This is a genomic window from Streptomyces sp. RGM 3693 (assembly GCF_050471125.1).
GTDB lineage: Bacteria > Actinomycetota > Actinomycetes > Streptomycetales > Streptomycetaceae > Streptomyces.
Map to the genome: position 1 here is coordinate 1,871,260 of NZ_JBMPPQ010000002.1, position 17,039 is coordinate 1,888,298.

Genomic DNA, 17,039 nt, shown 5'->3' on the forward strand with positions numbered 1-17,039 from the left:
CGTTCCGGCTACCCGGCCGGGGTGTTGACCTTCGCGGGGCACAGCCGCCGCGGCTGCGCGTCCCCCCGCAACCGGGCGTCCACACACCCGCCCGGCAGCCCGTGGTACGCCCGGTCGCCGAAGTTGGCGGTCACGGTCAGCACCCCGTCCCCGAACACCGTCCGCTGCACGCTCCGGTCCCCGGTCAGCCACCGGAACGACGTCATCCGCTCCGCCCCCGCGGCCCGGTGCAACGGCGCGAAGTACTTCTGCAACGCCGCCAGTTCCGCCCCGTTCTTCGTCAGCGACGGCCCGTCCAGCACGAAGTTCAACGGCGTGTTGTACAGCATCGCCAGCAGCGCCCGGGTGGTCTTCTGCGCCGGCAGCTTGTCGTACGACAGCTCCCACCGCTCGGCGTTGACCAGCGACCCGTGCAGCGCCGTCTCGTACAGCGGCACGCGGTACTTCGGGTCGTACATCGCCGTGGCCAGATCGGCCGGCAGCGGCACCGGCTTGAAGAAGTTCTTCGGGGCGTTCTGCGGGTAGTAGCCGCCCCACGTCTCCTTGTCGCGCTCCAGCTTCCACAGCCCGTCCGCGACCGGCGTCCCCGCACCGTGGTCGAAGGCCAGCACGCCGTTGGCCCACGGCTGCGCGGCCTCCGACCCCAGCACGAAGCCGTTCGCCAACCGCCCCATCCGCGCCAGCCGGTTCTCCCGGTCCCCCGCCTTGGTCATTTCGTGGCCCGCACCGTGGTCCCGGAACACCTCACCGGTCGCGTCCACGTCCAGGAAGTAGCTGTCCGCCCCGTTGGCGGTCATCTCCCGGGTCCGGTCCGCCAGATAGTGCTTGCCCGGCTCGGCCTTCTCGAACGCCCGCGAACTCAGGTAGCACCCCCGCCCCCCGAACCCGGTCTCCGCCGTCCCGTCCGCCTTGCGCACACAGAAGTCCGGATACACCGTCCCGGGCCACGTGGACGTGGGGCTGTCCGCCGCCTTCGGATCCTGCCCGTTGGCGAACGAGTCGTACGGCCCGACCAGGTACCCCGCCTGCTTCGCCGCCCGCACCGCCGCGGCGTCCATCGGATCCGGCCCGGCGTCGTACCCCAGCCACATCCGGTCCACGCCCAGCTTCCGCAGCCGCGCCACCCCCGCCGCGGTCCGCGCCTCGCCCCACACGTAGGCGTGGAACGCCCCCAACAGCTTCCCGTTCGCCGGATTCTCCGCGATCTTCTTCCGCAGGCTGCCCAACTGCCCGCGCTGCGCGAGATACGACCGGTAGTCGGCCGCCGGCGCCACCGGGTCCCCGTCCGTCAACGCGAACGACACCTGGTAGTCCCGCGTCCCGTCCCCCGCGGAGAAGTCATGCGCGGCGGTCGCCCGCAGCGCCCCACCCCGCGACGCGAACGCCAACGACGTCCCCAGGTCGGTCGGCGTCAGATAACTCACCCCGTGCCGCGCGCCCCCACTCCCCGAGGCACCGCTCCCACCCCCCATCGCGTACCCCCACAGCGGCAGCGCCAGATCCGCCCCCACGTCCACCGTGCTCCCGGCCAGCCCGCCCCGCCCGGAATTCCAGAACGCGTCCCGCACCGGGATGTCCAACCCCTCCCCGCGCGGCAGCTGCACGGCCGACGCTGCCCGGTCGGTCCCGGTCACCGGCCAACTCACCGACTGGTCCCGGTCCGCCCGGATCCCGATCCGCAGCCGCCCCTGCTCCGTACGCGCCGTCACCGACAGGCCCTTCGCCGGATACGTCCACCGCGCCCCGTCGGCGGTACGGGTCACCGGCCCGGGCGCCCCGAGCCCGCCCCCGGCCGCCTCGGACAGCACCAGCCGCGTCCCGTCGTCGGCCCGCGCGCTCACCCCCAACGTGGCGGTGTCCACCGTGGCGGTCCCCCCGGCGACCGGCAGCACCAGCCGCCCGCCCTCAAGCGTCCCGGCCTGGGCACTCCCGCACCCGGAAATCCCGACCGCGGTAGCGGTCAACGCCAACGACGCAGCGATCACTCGTGTGAGCTTTGATGTCATGCCCATGTGAATAGTGGTGCGGTTTAAGAACCTTCTAAGAAGCGCCCGACAGACCGGGTCGCCCACTACCCCTTCGCCAACCTCCGCACCGCCAGTTCCGCGTACACCGCCGCCCCGTCCGCCAGCACCGCATCGTCGAACTCGGCCAGCGGGGAATGGTTGTTGGCACTGCGCTCGGGATCGGCCCCGGCCGGCGGCGCACCCAGCATCATCATCACGCCCGGCACCTCGTCCAGCACCCGCGAGAAGTCCTCCGACGCCGGCAACGGATTCCGGCGCGCCGCGAACCGCTCCTCACCCAGCGCCTCACGGACCGTATGCGCCACGAACTCCGCCTCCGCCCCGTCATTGACGGTCACTGGATACGTCTCCACGAACTCCGCGTCCACCGCCACCTCATGGGCCGCCGCGACGCCCCGGCACACCTGGACCGTCCCGTCCTTCACCCGCGCCTGGGCCGCGGCCGAGAAACTCCGCACCGTCGCCTCGAACACCGCGGTCTCCGGGATCACGTTCTGCTGCGTCCCCGCATGGAACGTGCCCACCGACAGGATCACCGGGTCGAAGACGTCGAAACTCCGCGTGATCCACGCCTGCAACGCCGTCACCATCGCGCACGCCGCCTGCACCGGATCCTTCGCGCGGTGCGGCATCGACCCGTGCCCGCCCGCCCCGCGCACCGTCACCCGCAGCACATTGGACGCCGACATCATCGGCCCGCCGCGGGTCCCGAACACCCCGCTCGGCTGCCCCGCCGACAGCACGTGCAGCGCGTACGCCGCCACCGGCCGCCGCCCGGCCGCCTCCAACAGCCCCTCGGCCAGCATGTGCCGGGCCCCGTCGTACCCCTCCTCGCCCGGCTGGAACATGAACACCACGTCCCCCGCCAGCCGGTCCCGGTGCGCCGACAGCAGCCTCGCCGCCCCCGTGAGCATGCTGGTGTGCAGATCGTGCCCGCACGCGTGCATCCGCCCGTTGTCCGCGGCGAAGTCCAGATCGAGACGCTCGGCCACCGGCAACGCGTCCATGTCCCCGCGCAGCAGCACCACGGGCCCGGGCGCCGCCCCGCGCAACACCGCCGTCACCGAACTCAGCCCCGCGCCGGTGGTCACCTCCAGCGGCAGCCCGTCGAGTTCGGCCAGCACCGCCTCCTGCGTACGGGGCAGTTCGAGCCCGGTCTCCGGAATCCGGTGCAGCGCCCGCCGCAACCGCACGAGCTCACCGGACAGGGCACGGGCATCGTCACGCAGATCCACGGGCGCTCCTCAGACGGTCCTCAGACGGCGAACTCCCCATTCTTGACCGCACCCACGAACGAGGACCACCCCACCACGGACACGATGATCACGGGACCGCCGGGAACCTTGCTGTCCCGGAGGGGGACCACACCGTGGGCGGGGGCGTGGGCGGGGGAGAATTCCAGGCACTGGCCGCCGTCCCCGTCGCTATAGGACGACTTGATCCAGGCGAAGTCAGGGCAGAACTCCAAGCAATCGCCCCCGTTTGCGTCGCTGTAGGAGGACTTGATCCACTGAGCCGTCGTGAGGTCCAAGTCGGCATTCATGCTCGGTACTCCTTCAACAGAGCCTTGATCAGGGCCGTTGATTGACCAAGGGACAGCGCGTTCGCCCTGAGAAGATCATAGTCATCAAGGGCCGATTCGACCGTTTGTGCGGAGTCGTGCATCCTTCCCCCTACCCGGGTCTCGGTGTAGAGCACCGTGGGGGCGTCCGTGAATCGCAGCACAGTGAACGGCCTTGTGGACGCGGCCGGAGCGCCCGCCGAAAAGGGCATCACTTGGAGGTTGAGCCGCGGTGTGGCGGCTACGGCCAGCAGGTGCTCAAGTTGCCCCGCCATGATGTCGTTGCTGCCTACGACGGTTCGCAAGCACGCCTCGTGCACGATCGTCCACAACGACGGCGGGGATTCCCTGTCGAAGACCTCGCGCCTCCGCAGCCGCGCGGCGACCTTGCCTTCAATCACCTCTGCTTCCTCTTGGGAGTGGTACGAGCAGAAGATGGCCCGCGCGTAGTCGTCGGTCTGCAGAATCCCCTTCACCACGTTGGTCGAGAAGTCCAGAATCCGCGACGCCTTCCATTCCAGATTCAGGTAGGGGACGAACCACGACGGGTGGTCGCCCTCGTCGATCCGCCGCAGCAGATCCGTGAACAACTCGCCCGTGCCGAAGACAACGTCGCATCCCTTGGCGAACTTCTCACTCGGCCGGGGCAGCAGCTTCCCGGCCTCGACTCTGCTGACGTACGCCTCGGAGTAGCCCGCCGCCGAACCCAGCTGTTTCTGCGTCAGCTTCCGCGCGAGCCTCACCTGTTTGACGTCGTGCCCGAAGCGCTGGAGTGGGTTCAAGTGCTGGGGTGGGGTCGTCTCGTCCAAGGCTGTGACCTCTCGCCATGTGGTCGCATCCGGCATTCCGGCAGGTCGCTGACTTGCGCGTCGCCGTTAAAGTCCCCCGACTCTATTGCCGCGCAGGATGATCGCGTGAGCGAATGGCTACGGAACGTACGCGGACGCTATGGACCCCCGCGACCGATGCGACCGGTCCGGGGGCATGGCCACCAACCCCCTGGAGGTTGACGACAATGACCGACGCTACCCCGCGGCTTCTGCCGTGGTCGAGCCCCGACGGCAAGCCCTCCTATGTCCTCGGCGACGGAACCGGCTTCCTCTCCCGCATGGCCGACGACGTCGAGGAAGCCCAACTCTTCCTCGCCGACGGGCTGGTGGAGGACGCCCGCCGCCTCCTCGACACCCGGAGCTGGACGACCGGCGAACTCCACCTCCTCACCGTCGAGTTGACCGAATCCCTGGTGGAGGTCCGCCGTATCGCCACCAGTCGCGGCGCCCGCCTACAGGCCGCATACCCGGCGGATCGGCCTGCCTGACGCCGCGGTTGGAGCTGACTACGCTCCTGGCTCCCGCTGCTGGCGGTACAGCGCGATGGCCGACTCGGTGGGCAGGTTGGGCACGGTGTACGTCTCGCCGGTGTCCTTCGCCACGATGACCTTCGCGCCACCGGGGGGAGGCGGCATGGGCCGTCCCGCCGCGTCGGTGGGAGTGGGATACGTCCGGTACACCAGGTAGCCGATGTCGAATTCATGGACGTGCAGGGGAACCGGGGAACCGTCCGCGAGTTTGGGCTGCGCAAAGCGGCTCCGGAAGATGGCGAGCGCTTCCGCGGGGCTGGCCGGCGGGGTCGGGGATTCCTGCGACACGGTCGGTCTCTCTCCTCGATGGTGTGCTGCTGCTGCTGACGGGCGGGTGGCAGGAGTGCAGTGACGTCAACGGTCGCCGTCATGTCATGCCGTCACGACGTGAAGGATTTGTCTTCGATGAGGTTTCCTTCCTTGTCCCACTTCTGACGATGCTCGCGTCTTCCTTGGGGGTTGAAGACCGAGTGCTCGGCGAGCTGGCCGTTGGGGTGCCATCTGCGCCAGTCCCCGACGGCGATTCCGTAGCGTGCCTGGCCTTCCTTCTTCTTCGTTCCGTCCGGGTACCACTGGGTTTGCGGGCCGGAGGGAATGCCGTCGACGTAGGAGGCGAGGCTGATCACTCGGCCCTGGCGGTCTCGGGCGACGACTTCGCCGGTGAAGGGGTCGTCTTCGTAGTGGAGGCGCGCGTCCTCGTCGCGGTAACAGTCTTCGTATTCAACACGCATGATCATTCCGATACGGGAGGTAGTTCGTTGTCTTTGCGTCGCGCGTCACCAATCGTGTACTGATGACGCCCCCCATAGCTGGGTACGTCGCGGAGCATCGCGTTGCAGTTCGGGCAGGCCGGTGCCGAGTCGCCCGTCATGTGGATGACGTTTCCCTTGTTCTTCCCCTTCTTGACCACGGCGTCTTCGATCCAGCGTGGGTCGAACCGCATCTCGTCCAGGACTTCACGATCCAGCTCGGGCCGCTTGGAGTCCTCCCCGCCCTCAGCTCGCCACTCCTCCTCCAGCTTACGCTGGCGTGCCCAGAGGAGTTCGTTCACAGCCTTGACTTCGGCGTGACGTAGTGGTTCGTCGAAGTAGGCCCGACCGGTGAAAATCATCGGCGAGTTGGGGATTACCTTCCCGTTTTCGTCCCGTTCCGCCGTTCCGTCCTCGGCGATCTTGTTCCCGACGAGGACATTTCCGTCCTTGTCGATGATCGGGTGCATCCAGGCGGCGAGGCCACTGTAGTTGTCGCGCAGAATGGGGTGGAGATTCTCCAGGTCGATGGCGTCGTCCAGCTCGCCATTTACCCCTTCGGTGATCATTCCGGTGCGACGGTCTATTGCCACAGCCGAACAGGGACCGTCGTCCGGCCCTCGCATCTCCCCGTGCAAGCGTGCCCGTTCTACGGACAATTCCTGCAAGTACTCCTTTACAGGCTTCCCGTCGATATGGCTGATCAGGTCATTCTCGTCGAATTGGATCCGATCCGTATCGTCGAGGTCGATCTGTTCGACAAGCCCACCGCGGCCCTTGTCCTCCATCTCGGAGTCCAGATCGTGGGTATCGGGCGTCTCGCCAGGGTCGACCGGTTCCGGGAAGACGGGCGGCTTGTCGACGGGAACGTCACTGGCCGAGGGGGCCTTGAACCGCTCTGCCGGCTCGTGGTTCTCGTTCTGGTTCTCGTTCTGGTTCTGGTTCTGGTCCTCATGGTGGGCGTGCTGATCACCGGCCGACGGGTCGCCGTTGCCCTCCGACGATTCGGCGGGCGGCTCGTGGTGATTGCCGGCGGGTGCTGCGGGACCCGTGGGTGTGGAGTCGTTGCGGGAGGCCGGAGTTTCGGCGTCGGTGGTCGATTCCGTGACCGGGCCGTACTGGTGGGGCGTTGACGTGGTTGCCCCGCCGTCGGACGGGTCGGTGGTCGGTCTGCTGTTGCCGTAGAGCAGCGGATTGTCGTCGTGGCGCAGGGCGTTGGCGAGGTGTTGCGAAATGTCCGCGCCGCGGTTCCTGGGGGCGGCGTTGGAGGTGGGGGAGCCGTCTTGGTCGGACGGAGTGGGGGACTGCGACTGGTCGTGAGGCTTGTCTACCGGATCCGCCGGGGACTGCTGTTCGGCCGGGGTGTGATCCGGTTCGGGGGTTGTGGGAGGAGTGGCAGGAGAGCCGTGGGACTGCGTGTCGGGCTTGGCCTCGGGCTGGGCGTCGGACTTTTCGTCGGTCTTCGGTGTGGTGTCGTCGGGGCGGAGCGGCTCGCGGTCCGGGCCGAGAGGTATGTACCAGGCGTGATCGGCATTCCCGAGATGGATCGGGTTGGTGCTGACCTGTCGGGTCTGGGTGTCGATCCAGACGATCTTGCCGTGGTGATTGACCGCGTTGAAGGCGTGACCACCACCGTTGTTGGGCCAGCTGACCTGCACGATGGCGGCCGCCCCGTGGCCGGCTTGCTCCAGGTCGTACGCGATGCGTCGTGCGGTGTCCGGGTCATTGCCGGGCCCGGCGTAGGTGTGGCTTGCGCCGCTCCACCGGATCTGGTTCTCGTTGGCGTCGTTCTCGGGCTCCAACGTTTCGGGATTGCCGTGCTCGTCGGGGTCCGGCGTGCGCGGCGCGGAGACCTGCGGGTTTCCGTACCAGGTCTCCAGGAACGAACGGGAACAGTCAGCACAGTTGTTGCCGCGACCGGGCACGTTGTTGCCGCCGTCGTTCTGGAGCTGCGCCCAGGAACCGAAGGGGTCGGCGAACCGCTGCGGCGTGCCGTCCTCGTTGGTCGGGTGAGACTGCTCCAGCGCATGTTGGTCGCTGGGGTCGGGCGGTAGCAGGCCGCCCCTTTCCACGGCGAGATCGGCTCGGATCGACGGCAGGCTGTTGGGGTCCGGCTGCTTGCTGTCGTCCTGGTTTGCGGTGCTCTCCTCCGGGGTTGCCGGCTGGTCCTGGGAGGGCTGTTCCGTCTGCGGCTGCTGGTGGGGCGGCTGCTGGTGTTGTTGAGGCTGTGGGGTCAGCTGAGGGGTTGGCTGAGGGGCCGTCTGCTGGGGGTGCTGCTGGTACGGCTGCGGTGCCGGTTGCTGCTGGTGGGGGACCTGGTACGGGTTCTGGGCGTAGGGGTTGGGCTGCGGCTGCGGTTGGTACGGATGCTGCTGGTACGGCTGTTGTTGATAGGGCTGCTGGGCGTACGGATTGGGCTGCGGCTGGGGCTGCTGCTGATACGCGTGCTGGGCGTACGGGTTCGGCTGCGGCTGAACCGGTTGCTGGGCATATGGGTGCTGCTGCGGGGGCGGCCCCGGCTGCGGAGCGTACGGCCCCGGCTGCTGCTGGGGCTGGGGGTACGGGGCCTGTTGCTGGGGCTGTTGCTGCGGATACGTGTAAGGGCCGGGTTGTTGCTGTTGCTGCTGGTGTGGCGCGGGCTGTTGGTGCGGTGCGGGGTATTGCTGGTAGGGCTGTTGGGCGTACGGGTTGGGCTGGGGGGTGGGCTGCTGCTGATGGGGAGCCTGGTACGGCCCGGGTTGTTGCTGTTGCTGTTGCTGTTGGTGGGGGGCCTGGTGCGGCTGCTGGGCGTACGGATGTGGCTGAGGTTGTTGCTGCTGCTGGGCGTAAGGGGCCGGCTGCTGCTGTTGGTACGGCTGTTGCTGGTACGGCGGCTGGGCGTATGGGTTCGGCTGCTGCTGGGCGTAGGGGCCGGGCTGCTGCTGAGGTTGAGGGTGCTGCGGCTGTGGCTGCGGTTGTGGCTGGTGAGGGGGCAGGTTCGGGATGGGGGCAGCCGGGGCCGGGGGGCTGGAGGGGGGCGTGGTCTGTGCCGGGGTGTCCGTACGGGGTCGGCTTCCGGCCGGGCCGTCGTGCGGGGGCGGTATCTGTTCCTGCCGGGGGCCGTCGAGGCGCGGGTTGTAGGCCGGGCGGTCCGGGGCGGGCTGCCGGGTGTGGTCCTGGACCGCCCGGGAACCGTCCGGGCGGAGGTCGCCCGGACGCCGGGCAGCGTCGGAGCCGGCGGCGGACGGCTTGCCGCCCGTGGGGGACGAGGCGTTGCCGGTGCTGGCGGGCGACCCGCCGCGGGACGGTGCGGCGGCCGCGGGCCCGGCCTGCGGCGGAACGGCACCCATCATCATCGGACCGCCGGCCTGCGGGGAGTTGGCCTGGCCCGACTGCGGTGCGGGGGCTGCTGCCGGGGCGCCGCCGTTGGGCTCGGCCGTGTGCTGGGTCGGCGGGGGGAGCGTCGTACTGCCGGCGGACTGGGTCGTGACAGCGGCTTCGTCGTCGGGCCGGCCGATGGTGGGCATGGGATTGCCCGGTGCCGGGTCGCGCTGCTGGACCGGCTGGCCGGGGGACGGCGTGTGGTGGACGGGCGCGCCCTGCGGAGGCGTGCCGACGTGTGGCACGGAGGCGCGGCCACCGCCGCTTCCGCCGGCACCGTCCCCATTCGTACTGCCGGCGCCGGCGCCGGCGCCAGTGTTGGTGCTGGTGCCAGCGTTGTGACTGGTGGCCGTGCCGTTGTCGGCTCCGTCGTGGGATCCCGTCGAACTGCCGTCGTACGAGGGCGCGTTGCCGGGAACAGGGCCGGGCACGGATTCGGGCGCCGGGGACGGGTGCGGCACCTGCGCCGCGTCCGGCCGGGGGGCGTGGTCCGGGGTTGACGGGGGGCTGACGGGGTTCGCGACGGGGGTCGGGCGGGCCGCCTCGGGGGTGGTGTCGTGGGCGGGCTGGGTGCTGACCGGGCCCGCGTCCGGGCGGGCGTCGCCGGGCGCGGCGTCGTGGGCGGGCTGCGTGCTGATGGGGTCCCGGCCGAGGTCGGAACGGTCCGGGCCCGGGGCGTTGTCGTGCGTCGGCTGAGTGCTCGGGGCATCCGATTCCGGGCGGGACGGGGCATCGGATGCCGGACGGGACGGGACATCCTGTGCCGGCCCGGAGTCGGGGGTATGGGGCGCGGCGGCGGGCGAACCGTCATTGCCGCGGTAGCCCTCGTCGAACGGTGAGCGCTGGTCCGGCGGCGGGAGGGGCTGCGCGTCGGGAACGGGGCGCCGCGCGTCCGTACCACCGGCCGGGCCCTCGGCGGGGCTCCCGGCGGGCCGCTCCGTGGGATTCTCCGAGGAGGCCGGGCGGGTGCCGTCGCCGCTTGCTGCTCCGTCGGCCGTTCCGGCGCTATCGGAAGCGCGGGGAGCGTGGCCGGGCGCTCCGCCGTCCGAACTGCCCCGGCCACCGCTCCCGCCCGAGTCGCTCCCGCCGCCGGAGCGGTCGGAGGTGCTGCTGCCGCCACCGCCGGAGCCGGCGCCGTTCGAGCCACTGCCGCCGGAATCGCCGCCGCTGCTCGAACCGCCGCCGCTGCTTGTACTACCGGCGCTCTCACCACTGCCGGAACCTGAACCACTCCCAGCACCTGAACCACTCCCAGCACCTGAGCCGCTCCCGACCCCAGAACCGCTCCCGCTCCCGGAACCGGCGCCGCTGCCGGAGTCGTTGGAATGGCCGCTACCGCTACCGCTACCGCTACCGCTACCGCTACCGCTACCGCTCCCCCCGCCGTCACCGTCACCGTGCTCGCCACCGCGCCCGGCGGCGGAGTCCAGGCCGCCACGGGCGCGGTGCCCGGCGCGGTGGCCGGCGCCGTCGCGGAGGCTTTCGCCAAGCGACTCGCCGGTGCTCTCCACGGCGTCCTTGCCGGCGGCGTAGCCCTCCTTGAGGGTCCGTCCGACGTTGTACCCCTGCTGGGCGCCGAAGTTCTGGTTGACGGTCTGGGCGATGAGATCCGAGGCCATCGCCTCCAGCGCGGAGATCACCGGCTCCTTGGCAGCCTCCATGATCGCGTCCAGCAGCTGTTTGGCGACCTCCTTGAGGATCTTGCGGACGACTTCACGGGTCGCCAGCGTGGCCGCCGCGGCACCGATTTCGGAGAGACCGAAGGTAAAGGGTGCGGCAGCCTGTGCCGCGATGATTTCGGCCGCCAATATGGCCAATTGAACGATGACGGCAATTTTCATGCCGATGACTAGCGTCGCGGCGGCCTCAAAAGTGAAGGCGATGACCTCGGCTGCTTCACGTGCGTCATCGAAGTAGCCCGAGCCGCCGTCGAACTTCTCCCAGGTCTTGGCGAAGCCCTCGATGGAATCGCCGGCGTTCTGCCCGAGCACATTGGATGCGGACGCCATGCCACGGGACTGGTGCCCCTGGACCTCGGCAGCGAACTGGCGCCAGACGCCGGCACATTCGATCAGCTTGTCTTCGTCTGCGGTCGGCCAATTGAAGCCGAGCATCTCAAGGATCCACTCCAGAGAGTGCGGCAGCATGACAGACAAGACGGAACTCCCCCGTGAAAAAATGTGCAACAAGACATGACGAGGCGGCGGCCACGCGGAATGTGGCCAGCGCGCTCACGTCACAGACGCGGAACCGGCGGGCGGACTTGGTTTCCGCCCGGCTTATTTCAGACTTCTCTCAGGGTCCTGGTGACCGTGGCCTGCTGAGTCGGGTCCTGCCACGACTGTTCGTTCTTGACGTGCTGTTTCATCAGCGCGTCGTTGAAGTCCTCGTTCTCTTCGTGGTTCTTGGACATCTCGGTCAGCGCCTTGCCGATCTCCTGGAGCTTCGCGGAAAGGTGCCCCATCGACTCGTACATGCCGTCCCGCACGCCCTCATAGACGACGCCGAACTTCTCGCCGAGGTCGTCATCTCCCCACGGCGGACGGCCGTCCTTGCTGTCGAACGACGTGAGCCCGCTCCAGAACTGTTCGCCGAACGACTTCTTCGGCCCCTCCGACTGCTGGCTGCTGGACGGCGGACCGGCGCCCAGGGCGCTGAGGCCGTCCATCAGCCGCGCCACCGAGCCCGAGAAGTCCTCGCCGAGATTGACGAAGTTGGTGCCCTCGGATCTGAGGGCCGTCACATCAGTCTGAAACCCACCCGCACCGGCCATAACGTCCCCCGTGTTCGTAATGGCTACCCCATGAGATGTTCAAGCCAAAGCATAGCGGCCTTTACTGACAGCACACCAGGTACGCATCGCGTGGGGGAGGCCACCGCGGTCGACCGAGCGGGCGGCGTGTCCGGTACCTGGCTCGGGATGCCCCCGGGGCTTGGGTGTGGAGCCGGTTCAGCCTGCCCCGGGGCTCGGGGTCCGGCCGCCGGCTCGGGTACGGATCCCGGCTTGACCTGACCCCAGGGACGGGTGACCGGCCTCCGGCCGGGGCGCGGGCGAGGCTGACGAATCCGCGGGGGCAAGCGGCCGCCCAACACCCCCTCTATTACATGGAGATGACAACCGCGCCGGGCATCGTCCCCTCGCCCCCTTGCTCTCTCGCCCCCTTGCTCTCTCGGCCTCTCGGCCTCTCGGCCTCTCCGTCACTCGGTGACCGTGCCCGTCGGCCGGCGGGTCTCCTCCACCCTCCGCGCCATCCGGGATGCCCTAGTGGTGCTTTGTTAGGTGGTGTCGTAGGGCTGCCATGGGGTGGGTTGGTAGCAGGTGGGGCAGTTGCCTGGCCAGGTAGCCAGGTAGCCAGGTAGCCAGGTGGCCAGGTGGCCAGGAGGTGTTGGAGGAGGTCCAGGGCCTGGTAGAGGGTCAGACCCTGGCAGGGGCTTTTGGTTTCCTCCGCTGTTCGGTCAGGAAGAGGTGGGCGGCGGTGACGGCGGGCGGATGCGGTAGCGCGGCAGTGGCCTGGGACCGAGACCGCCGTAGGCGGGCTGATGTGGTTCGGCATCATCGGGGTAGGCGGTCATCTCGCCTTTGACCTGCAGGACGTAGCCCAGCCCGCGGTCTTCCAGTCCACGGCGGAAGTCGGCGTTGGCGCCGTATCCGGCATCTGCGACCAGCGCGGTAGGCCACAGACCGATGCCGGCCAGTTCGTCGAGCATCTCCAGCGCGAGCCGCCACTTGGGGCGGTGGTGTTCGCCGACGGGGATGCGGCAGCTGTTCCTGCGGACCACCGCATCGGGCCCGTCCCACCAGGCGGGCAGGAACAGCCGCCACGACAGGGGACACGAGGCGATGTCGGAGGCGGCGTGGAGACTGACCCCGATCTGGCGGTTGCCGACCTTTCCCAGGGTGCCGGAGTACTGCCGGGCTACTCCCGGTGAGGCGGTTCCGTCCTTGGGTAAGCCGGTGTCGTCCACCACCCACACCTGCGGCCGCACCACCCGCACCGCACGCCATGCCAGCCGGGCCTGGACGTCCTCGACCGGCCAGGTCGAGGACGTCATGAACTGCTGCAACTGCTGCAACTGCTGGTGATCGACGCCCAGGCGCTCGGCCATCGTCTCCAACCCACTTGACGACGCATAGAAGCGGCCTTGGTACACCCCAATGGCGATCGCGGCGATGTCACCTGTGGTGTTCCGGTGCTTTCTTCGCCTTGGGTACATGGCCTAGCGTCGGCCGTAGGACCGGTGCATGGCGGGCCAAGAAGTCCCACAGCTGGTCGGCGACTGGCCCGTGCGGACGGTCGCGCCGGCGAGCTGCCGAGAGTTCCTCGACCACACCGGGAAAGTGCCGTCCGGCGATGGAAAGCAGGCTTCCGTCACGCAACTCGGTCTCGATCATGAACCGCGGCACGTGTCCCCACGCCATGCCGTGCAAGATCAGCTCCTTCTTCATGAGGTGGTCCGGAACGGAGCTCGTGGGCGCGCCTTCGACCAGGAAATGGCCTTGTTCCGACGGATGCCGCGCCGAATCCCGGACCACGCATTGGGTGAAGGCTTGCATCCGCTGCGGTGTGATGTCGGTGTCCGGAGGGAAGGGCAGGAAACCGGGCGCCACGACGGGCACCAGCGCGACGCGGCCGAGATCGATCCACTCCATCCGCACGTCGCTTTTGGGGACGCGGTGCACGATGAGGTCGGCTTCGTCCTCCAGCAGCCGCTCCCAGGGGCCGGTGACCGTCTCGAACTGCAGGTGCAGTCGTGTCTGCGGGCACTGCGCGAAGAAGCGGCTGAGCATCTCCAACACCGGTGGGAGTGGACACAGGTCCCCTAGCACCACTCGCAGTTCGGCCTCTTCGCCCATCGCCAACTGCGCGGCGTAGGTCTGCAGCTCCTCGGCCTCGTGCAGCAGGAAGCGCACCTTGCGGTGGAAGGCGTGCCCCGCCTCAGTGAGCTGAACCCGATAGCCCGAGCGATCCAGCAGGTCCAGGCCCAGCTGGCGCTCCAGCTTGGCGACTGCTGCGAACACAGAAGGGTGCGAGCGGTGCAGCCGCTCGGCGGCGGCCTGGAAGCCGCCGTCGAGCACAACGGCGTTGAAGCACTGCAACTCGTGGAGCGTGAAGTTTGACATTGTCCAGCTAACCTACAGGGCCCGTTTGATCTTTGTAATAGAACTCTGCAGGTGCTGTTCATAGGCTGAGCGCATACCCGCTAGATCACTGGAGCTGACATGACTTCTCAGACCCGTACTGCCATCACCACCGGCGATGGCGTCCGCATCGCCTACCGCTTCGACGGTGACGAGAACAAGCCGGTGCTGCTGCTCTCGAACTCCATCGGCACCGACCTCCACATGTGGGATGGCCAGGTGTCGGCTCTGACCGAGCACTTCCGGCTGCTGCGCTACGACGCGCGCGGCCACGGCGCCTCCGATGTCCCGAGCGGCCCGTATTCCCTGGACCGATTGGGGCGCGACGTGGTGGAACTGCTGGATGCCCTGGGCCTGCAGCGGGTGCACGTGCTGGGCCTGTCTCTGGGCGGAATCGTCGCGCAATGGTTGGGGATCCACGTTCCGGAGCGCGTTGACCGCCTGGTGCTCTCCAACACCGCCGCGTACCTCGGCCCGGCGAATCAGTGGGATCGACCGATCGCCGAACTGCTGGAAGCCCCCGACATGCAGGTCACCGCGGAGAGGTTCCTGCACAACTGGTTCCCGGCCCGCATGCTGCAAGGCGACGACGAGGTTGTCGAGGGCTTCCGCAACACCCTGCTCGCCACGCAGCGCGAGGGCGTGGCCGGGAGCTGGGCTGCGGTGCGCGACTACGACCTGCGCCGCACGGCCACGCTCATCCCCAACCCGACACTGGTCATCGCGGGCGAGCACGACACCGTCACGTCCGCCGACCACGGGAAGGAGCTCGCCGCGACCGTCCCCGGCGCGCGGTTCATCGTCCTGCCCACGGTGCACATGGCGAACGTCGAAGGGCAGGCGGAGTTCGTGGATGCTGTGGTGGCCTTCCTCACAGAACAGTCTTGACGGCTACAGCGTCGTGTCTGGACGGCTCCTTCCCGCTGTCCCGACCAACAGGCTCTGACAAGCCGTTGTCTTCAGATCAGGCGCTCGCTCTTGATCGAACAGGGGCCTGGATCCGGTGAGTTGGCGCCCGTACGCGCATGAAGAGAGCGCCTCCTGGTAGCTCGCGGTTGTCGAAGCAAAAGCAAGCAGGAGGCCCTGTGTCGCATCCGTACGCGATCACGCCCGCGGAGTCCAGTTCGTCCACCCCGGGATGTGACTGTCTCGCCCACAGGTTCGGGAACGCGGCTGATCATCCAGGCCGGGAGCCCCGCTGCCGCTCGGACATGAGTGATGCGGAGCGGGCGGTGGTCCGGCAGGCGTTTCCGACGCCAGCGTGGATGGACAGCCGGGGCGGCCGGCCGGAGGGCTATTGCCACCGCCAGAAGCTCAACGCAGTCCGCTACCTGTTGTCCGCGCTCTGCGCCTTCGGCGCCGGAGTGCTCAGCCGTCTCGACAACGCCAGCACGCCTACCTCGGTGATGCGCGCGGGCGCCACCTTCGGCGCCTGCTTGACGGTTTGCCTCACGGCGACCGCACGCGTATGGAGGTAGGAAACCGTGCGAGCTGGCACCGGCTCTCGACGCGGCCCTCCTCCGGGAGCTGGCGCATCGCACTAGGGCCCGTCCGATGAATCATGTCCGAGGTGTGGCGCGCCCTCGCGTAATTGGGCAACCGTCACCGCGCGCTCACACTCGACCTGGCCCAGAAGCGAACCCACAGGCCCTCAGGAATGGATCACGGCATTCCGTGGCTGTCCTGCATGGATCACCATCGAGCTGGCGACTGCCGCCACTCGGCTACACACAAGCAGTTTTGAAGGAGTGTCAGCACCATGTCCGTGACACCGCCCGCCGCTGAGCGTGTACGCGTCTCCGCGGAGCCCGACTGGTACGAGTCGGCCGGCATATCGCTCGGCATCCGCGTCGGGAATCTGGTCTTCACCTCGGGCCAGGCCCCGATCGACGCCCAGGGGGCCACGGTCGGCGCCGGGGACTTCGAGGCGCAGGCCCGCCAGGCGCTCGCGAACCTATCGACGGTATTGACGAACGCGGGCTCCAGCCTCGCCGACGTGGTCAAGGCGACCGTGTTCGTCACCGATATCGCACGGCAGGACATCTTCGCCAAGCTGCGCGCGGAACATTTCCCCAACGAGCCCCACCTCGCGGAGTCGTTCGTAGAGGTCTCCTCACTCGCCGACCCCGAGTGGATGATCGAGATTGAAGCCATCGGGCTCGTCCGGTGAAGTGAGGGACTAAGGACTGTGCGGCGGATCATCAACGAACCCACAGCCGGATCGCGGCGAGGGTGATCGTTCCGTGAAAGACGTACGCTCTCTTGTCGTACCTGGTCGCCACGGCGCGGAAGCCCTTGAGAGCGTTGAGGGTCCGCTCGACTTCGTTCCTGCGGGCATACAGTGCCCGGTCGAAACCAGCGGGGCGACCGCCCCGGCTGCCGCGCCGCCGGCGGTTGGCTCGCCGGCAGGACGCAGGACATGGATGCGGTCCAGCACCGGGATCAACTGCGGCGCGTCACCCCACTGTCCGGGCGTGACCAGGTTGGCCAGCGGACGGCATCCGCCATCGCTCGCCAGGTGAATCTTCGTCGTGAGACCGCGGCGTGAACGGTCGATCCCTCGCCCGGACGATGCTCTGCAGGGCGAGCGTGTCGACCCGGTTTCCGGGCCGGGCGATGGAGAGCCCCGGCGGCATGCTGATGGGCACGGCACAGCGTGGAATCCACGCTCACCACACTCCAGCCGATCCGGCCCTCCGCGTCGGCGTTGCTCTGGACGGCCGCAGGACTTTCTCCCATGTGCCGTCCGCTCCGAACGACAGTCCTCGGAAGGTGCGGCCGCAGCCGAGCCCACTCAGTATCTGATAGATCTCCCCGCCCCACACCAAGCGAACGATCCTCG

At 68.6% G+C, this 17,039-nt stretch carries 13 protein-coding genes and 2 pseudogenes; 4 read left to right on the forward strand and 11 right to left on the reverse strand.

The features are described from left to right. Window positions 1-8: 8 nt before the first annotated feature. From ACO0M4_RS25670 to ACO0M4_RS25685, 4 genes are all read right to left on the reverse strand, one after another. Window positions 9-2,006, reverse strand: coding sequence for a glycoside hydrolase (locus ACO0M4_RS25670; protein ID WP_430373267.1), 1,998 nt, complete (start codon window positions 2,004-2,006; stop codon window positions 9-11). 65 nt (window positions 2,007-2,071) lie between these two features. Then, on the reverse strand, window positions 2,072-3,262 hold the full coding sequence (locus ACO0M4_RS25675) for a M20 metallopeptidase family protein (RefSeq protein ID WP_430373268.1): 1,191 nt from the start codon (window positions 3,260-3,262) through the stop codon (window positions 2,072-2,074). A 20-nt stretch (window positions 3,263-3,282) separates the two neighbouring features. Next, the gene (locus ACO0M4_RS25680; RefSeq protein ID WP_430373269.1) at window positions 3,283-3,570 is read right to left on the reverse strand and encodes a DUF397 domain-containing protein; all 288 of its coding nucleotides are present in this window, start codon (window positions 3,568-3,570) and stop codon (window positions 3,283-3,285) included. Further along, window positions 3,567-4,397: a helix-turn-helix domain-containing protein gene (locus ACO0M4_RS25685; RefSeq protein WP_430373270.1), complete on the reverse strand. Its 831-nt coding sequence runs from the start codon at window positions 4,395-4,397 to the stop codon at window positions 3,567-3,569. The genes ACO0M4_RS25680 and ACO0M4_RS25685 overlap by 4 nt, the downstream gene beginning before the upstream one ends. A gap of 206 nt (window positions 4,398-4,603) precedes the next feature. Between ACO0M4_RS25685 and ACO0M4_RS25690 the strand changes: the two genes are divergently transcribed. Further along, window positions 4,604-4,906, forward strand: a complete 303-nt coding sequence (locus tag ACO0M4_RS25690) for a hypothetical protein (protein ID WP_430373271.1) — start codon at window positions 4,604-4,606, stop codon at window positions 4,904-4,906. An 18-nt stretch (window positions 4,907-4,924) separates the two neighbouring features. Here ACO0M4_RS25690 and ACO0M4_RS25695 read toward each other — a convergent pair whose 3' ends face one another. From ACO0M4_RS25695 to ACO0M4_RS25720, 6 genes and pseudogenes are all read right to left on the reverse strand, one after another. Then, complete coding sequence (locus ACO0M4_RS25695) at window positions 4,925-5,236, reverse strand: hypothetical protein (RefSeq protein ID WP_430373272.1); 312 nt, start codon at window positions 5,234-5,236, stop codon at window positions 4,925-4,927. A gap of 92 nt (window positions 5,237-5,328) precedes the next feature. Next, entirely contained in the window at window positions 5,329-5,685 is a 357-nt protein-coding gene (locus tag ACO0M4_RS25700) for a toxin-antitoxin system YwqK family antitoxin (RefSeq protein WP_430373273.1), read from the reverse strand. Then, window positions 5,682-11,204 (reverse strand): toxin glutamine deamidase domain-containing protein, encoded by a 5,523-nt coding sequence (locus ACO0M4_RS25705; protein WP_430373936.1) that lies wholly within the window; start codon window positions 11,202-11,204, stop codon window positions 5,682-5,684. The genes ACO0M4_RS25700 and ACO0M4_RS25705 overlap by 4 nt, the downstream gene beginning before the upstream one ends. Window positions 11,205-11,341: 137 nt before the next feature. Continuing rightward, the gene (locus tag ACO0M4_RS25710) at window positions 11,342-11,800 is read right to left on the reverse strand and encodes a hypothetical protein (RefSeq protein ID WP_430373274.1); all 459 of its coding nucleotides are present in this window, start codon (window positions 11,798-11,800) and stop codon (window positions 11,342-11,344) included. Between the two features lie 734 nt (window positions 11,801-12,534). Further along, window positions 12,535-13,173, reverse strand: a pseudogene (locus ACO0M4_RS25715) (IS701 family transposase); the annotation flags it as partial. 58 nt (window positions 13,174-13,231) lie between these two features. Then, window positions 13,232-14,179: a LysR family transcriptional regulator gene (locus tag ACO0M4_RS25720; RefSeq protein ID WP_430373275.1), complete on the reverse strand. Its 948-nt coding sequence runs from the start codon at window positions 14,177-14,179 to the stop codon at window positions 13,232-13,234. Window positions 14,180-14,278: 99 nt separating this feature from the next. On the opposite strand from ACO0M4_RS25720, the gene pcaD reads away from it, so the two are divergent. The 3 genes from pcaD to ACO0M4_RS25735 all read left to right on the forward strand — a co-directional run bounded on the left by pcaD (window position 14,279) and on the right by ACO0M4_RS25735 (window position 16,367). After that, window positions 14,279-15,085, forward strand: a complete 807-nt coding sequence (pcaD, locus tag ACO0M4_RS25725; protein ID WP_430373276.1) for a 3-oxoadipate enol-lactonase — start codon at window positions 14,279-14,281, stop codon at window positions 15,083-15,085. A gap of 323 nt (window positions 15,086-15,408) precedes the next feature. Then, window positions 15,409-15,675: a hypothetical protein gene (locus ACO0M4_RS25730; protein ID WP_430373277.1), complete on the forward strand. Its 267-nt coding sequence runs from the start codon at window positions 15,409-15,411 to the stop codon at window positions 15,673-15,675. A gap of 281 nt (window positions 15,676-15,956) precedes the next feature. Then, window positions 15,957-16,367, forward strand: a complete 411-nt coding sequence (locus tag ACO0M4_RS25735; RefSeq protein WP_067344297.1) for a RidA family protein — start codon at window positions 15,957-15,959, stop codon at window positions 16,365-16,367. A gap of 31 nt (window positions 16,368-16,398) precedes the next feature. Here ACO0M4_RS25735 and ACO0M4_RS25740 read toward each other — a convergent pair. After that, a pseudogene (locus ACO0M4_RS25740) lies at window positions 16,399-17,020 on the reverse strand (IS5/IS1182 family transposase). Between the last annotated feature and the right edge of the window lie 19 nt (window positions 17,021-17,039).

Excerpts from the sequence above, each read along its gene's own strand:
- ACO0M4_RS25670 (WP_430373267.1), bottom strand. The coding sequence starts at position 2,006 with ATGACATCAAAGCTCACACGAGTGATCGCTGCGTCGTTGGCGTTGACC.
- ACO0M4_RS25680 (WP_430373269.1), bottom strand. The coding sequence starts at position 3,570 with ATGAATGCCGACTTGGACCTCACGACGGCTCAGTGGATCAAGTCCTCC.
- ACO0M4_RS25690 (WP_430373271.1), top strand. The coding sequence starts at position 4,604 with ATGACCGACGCTACCCCGCGGCTTCTGCCGTGGTCGAGCCCCGACGGC.
- ACO0M4_RS25700 (WP_430373273.1), bottom strand. The coding sequence starts at position 5,685 with ATGATCATGCGTGTTGAATACGAAGACTGTTACCGCGACGAGGACGCG.
- ACO0M4_RS25705 (WP_430373936.1), bottom strand. The coding sequence starts at position 11,204 with ATGCTGCCGCACTCTCTGGAGTGGATCCTTGAGATGCTCGGCTTCAAT.
- ACO0M4_RS25720 (WP_430373275.1), bottom strand. The coding sequence starts at position 14,179 with ATGTCAAACTTCACGCTCCACGAGTTGCAGTGCTTCAACGCCGTTGTG.
- pcaD (WP_430373276.1), top strand. The coding sequence starts at position 14,279 with ATGACTTCTCAGACCCGTACTGCCATCACCACCGGCGATGGCGTCCGC.
- ACO0M4_RS25730 (WP_430373277.1), top strand. The coding sequence starts at position 15,409 with ATGAGTGATGCGGAGCGGGCGGTGGTCCGGCAGGCGTTTCCGACGCCA.
- ACO0M4_RS25735 (WP_067344297.1), top strand. The coding sequence starts at position 15,957 with ATGTCCGTGACACCGCCCGCCGCTGAGCGTGTACGCGTCTCCGCGGAG.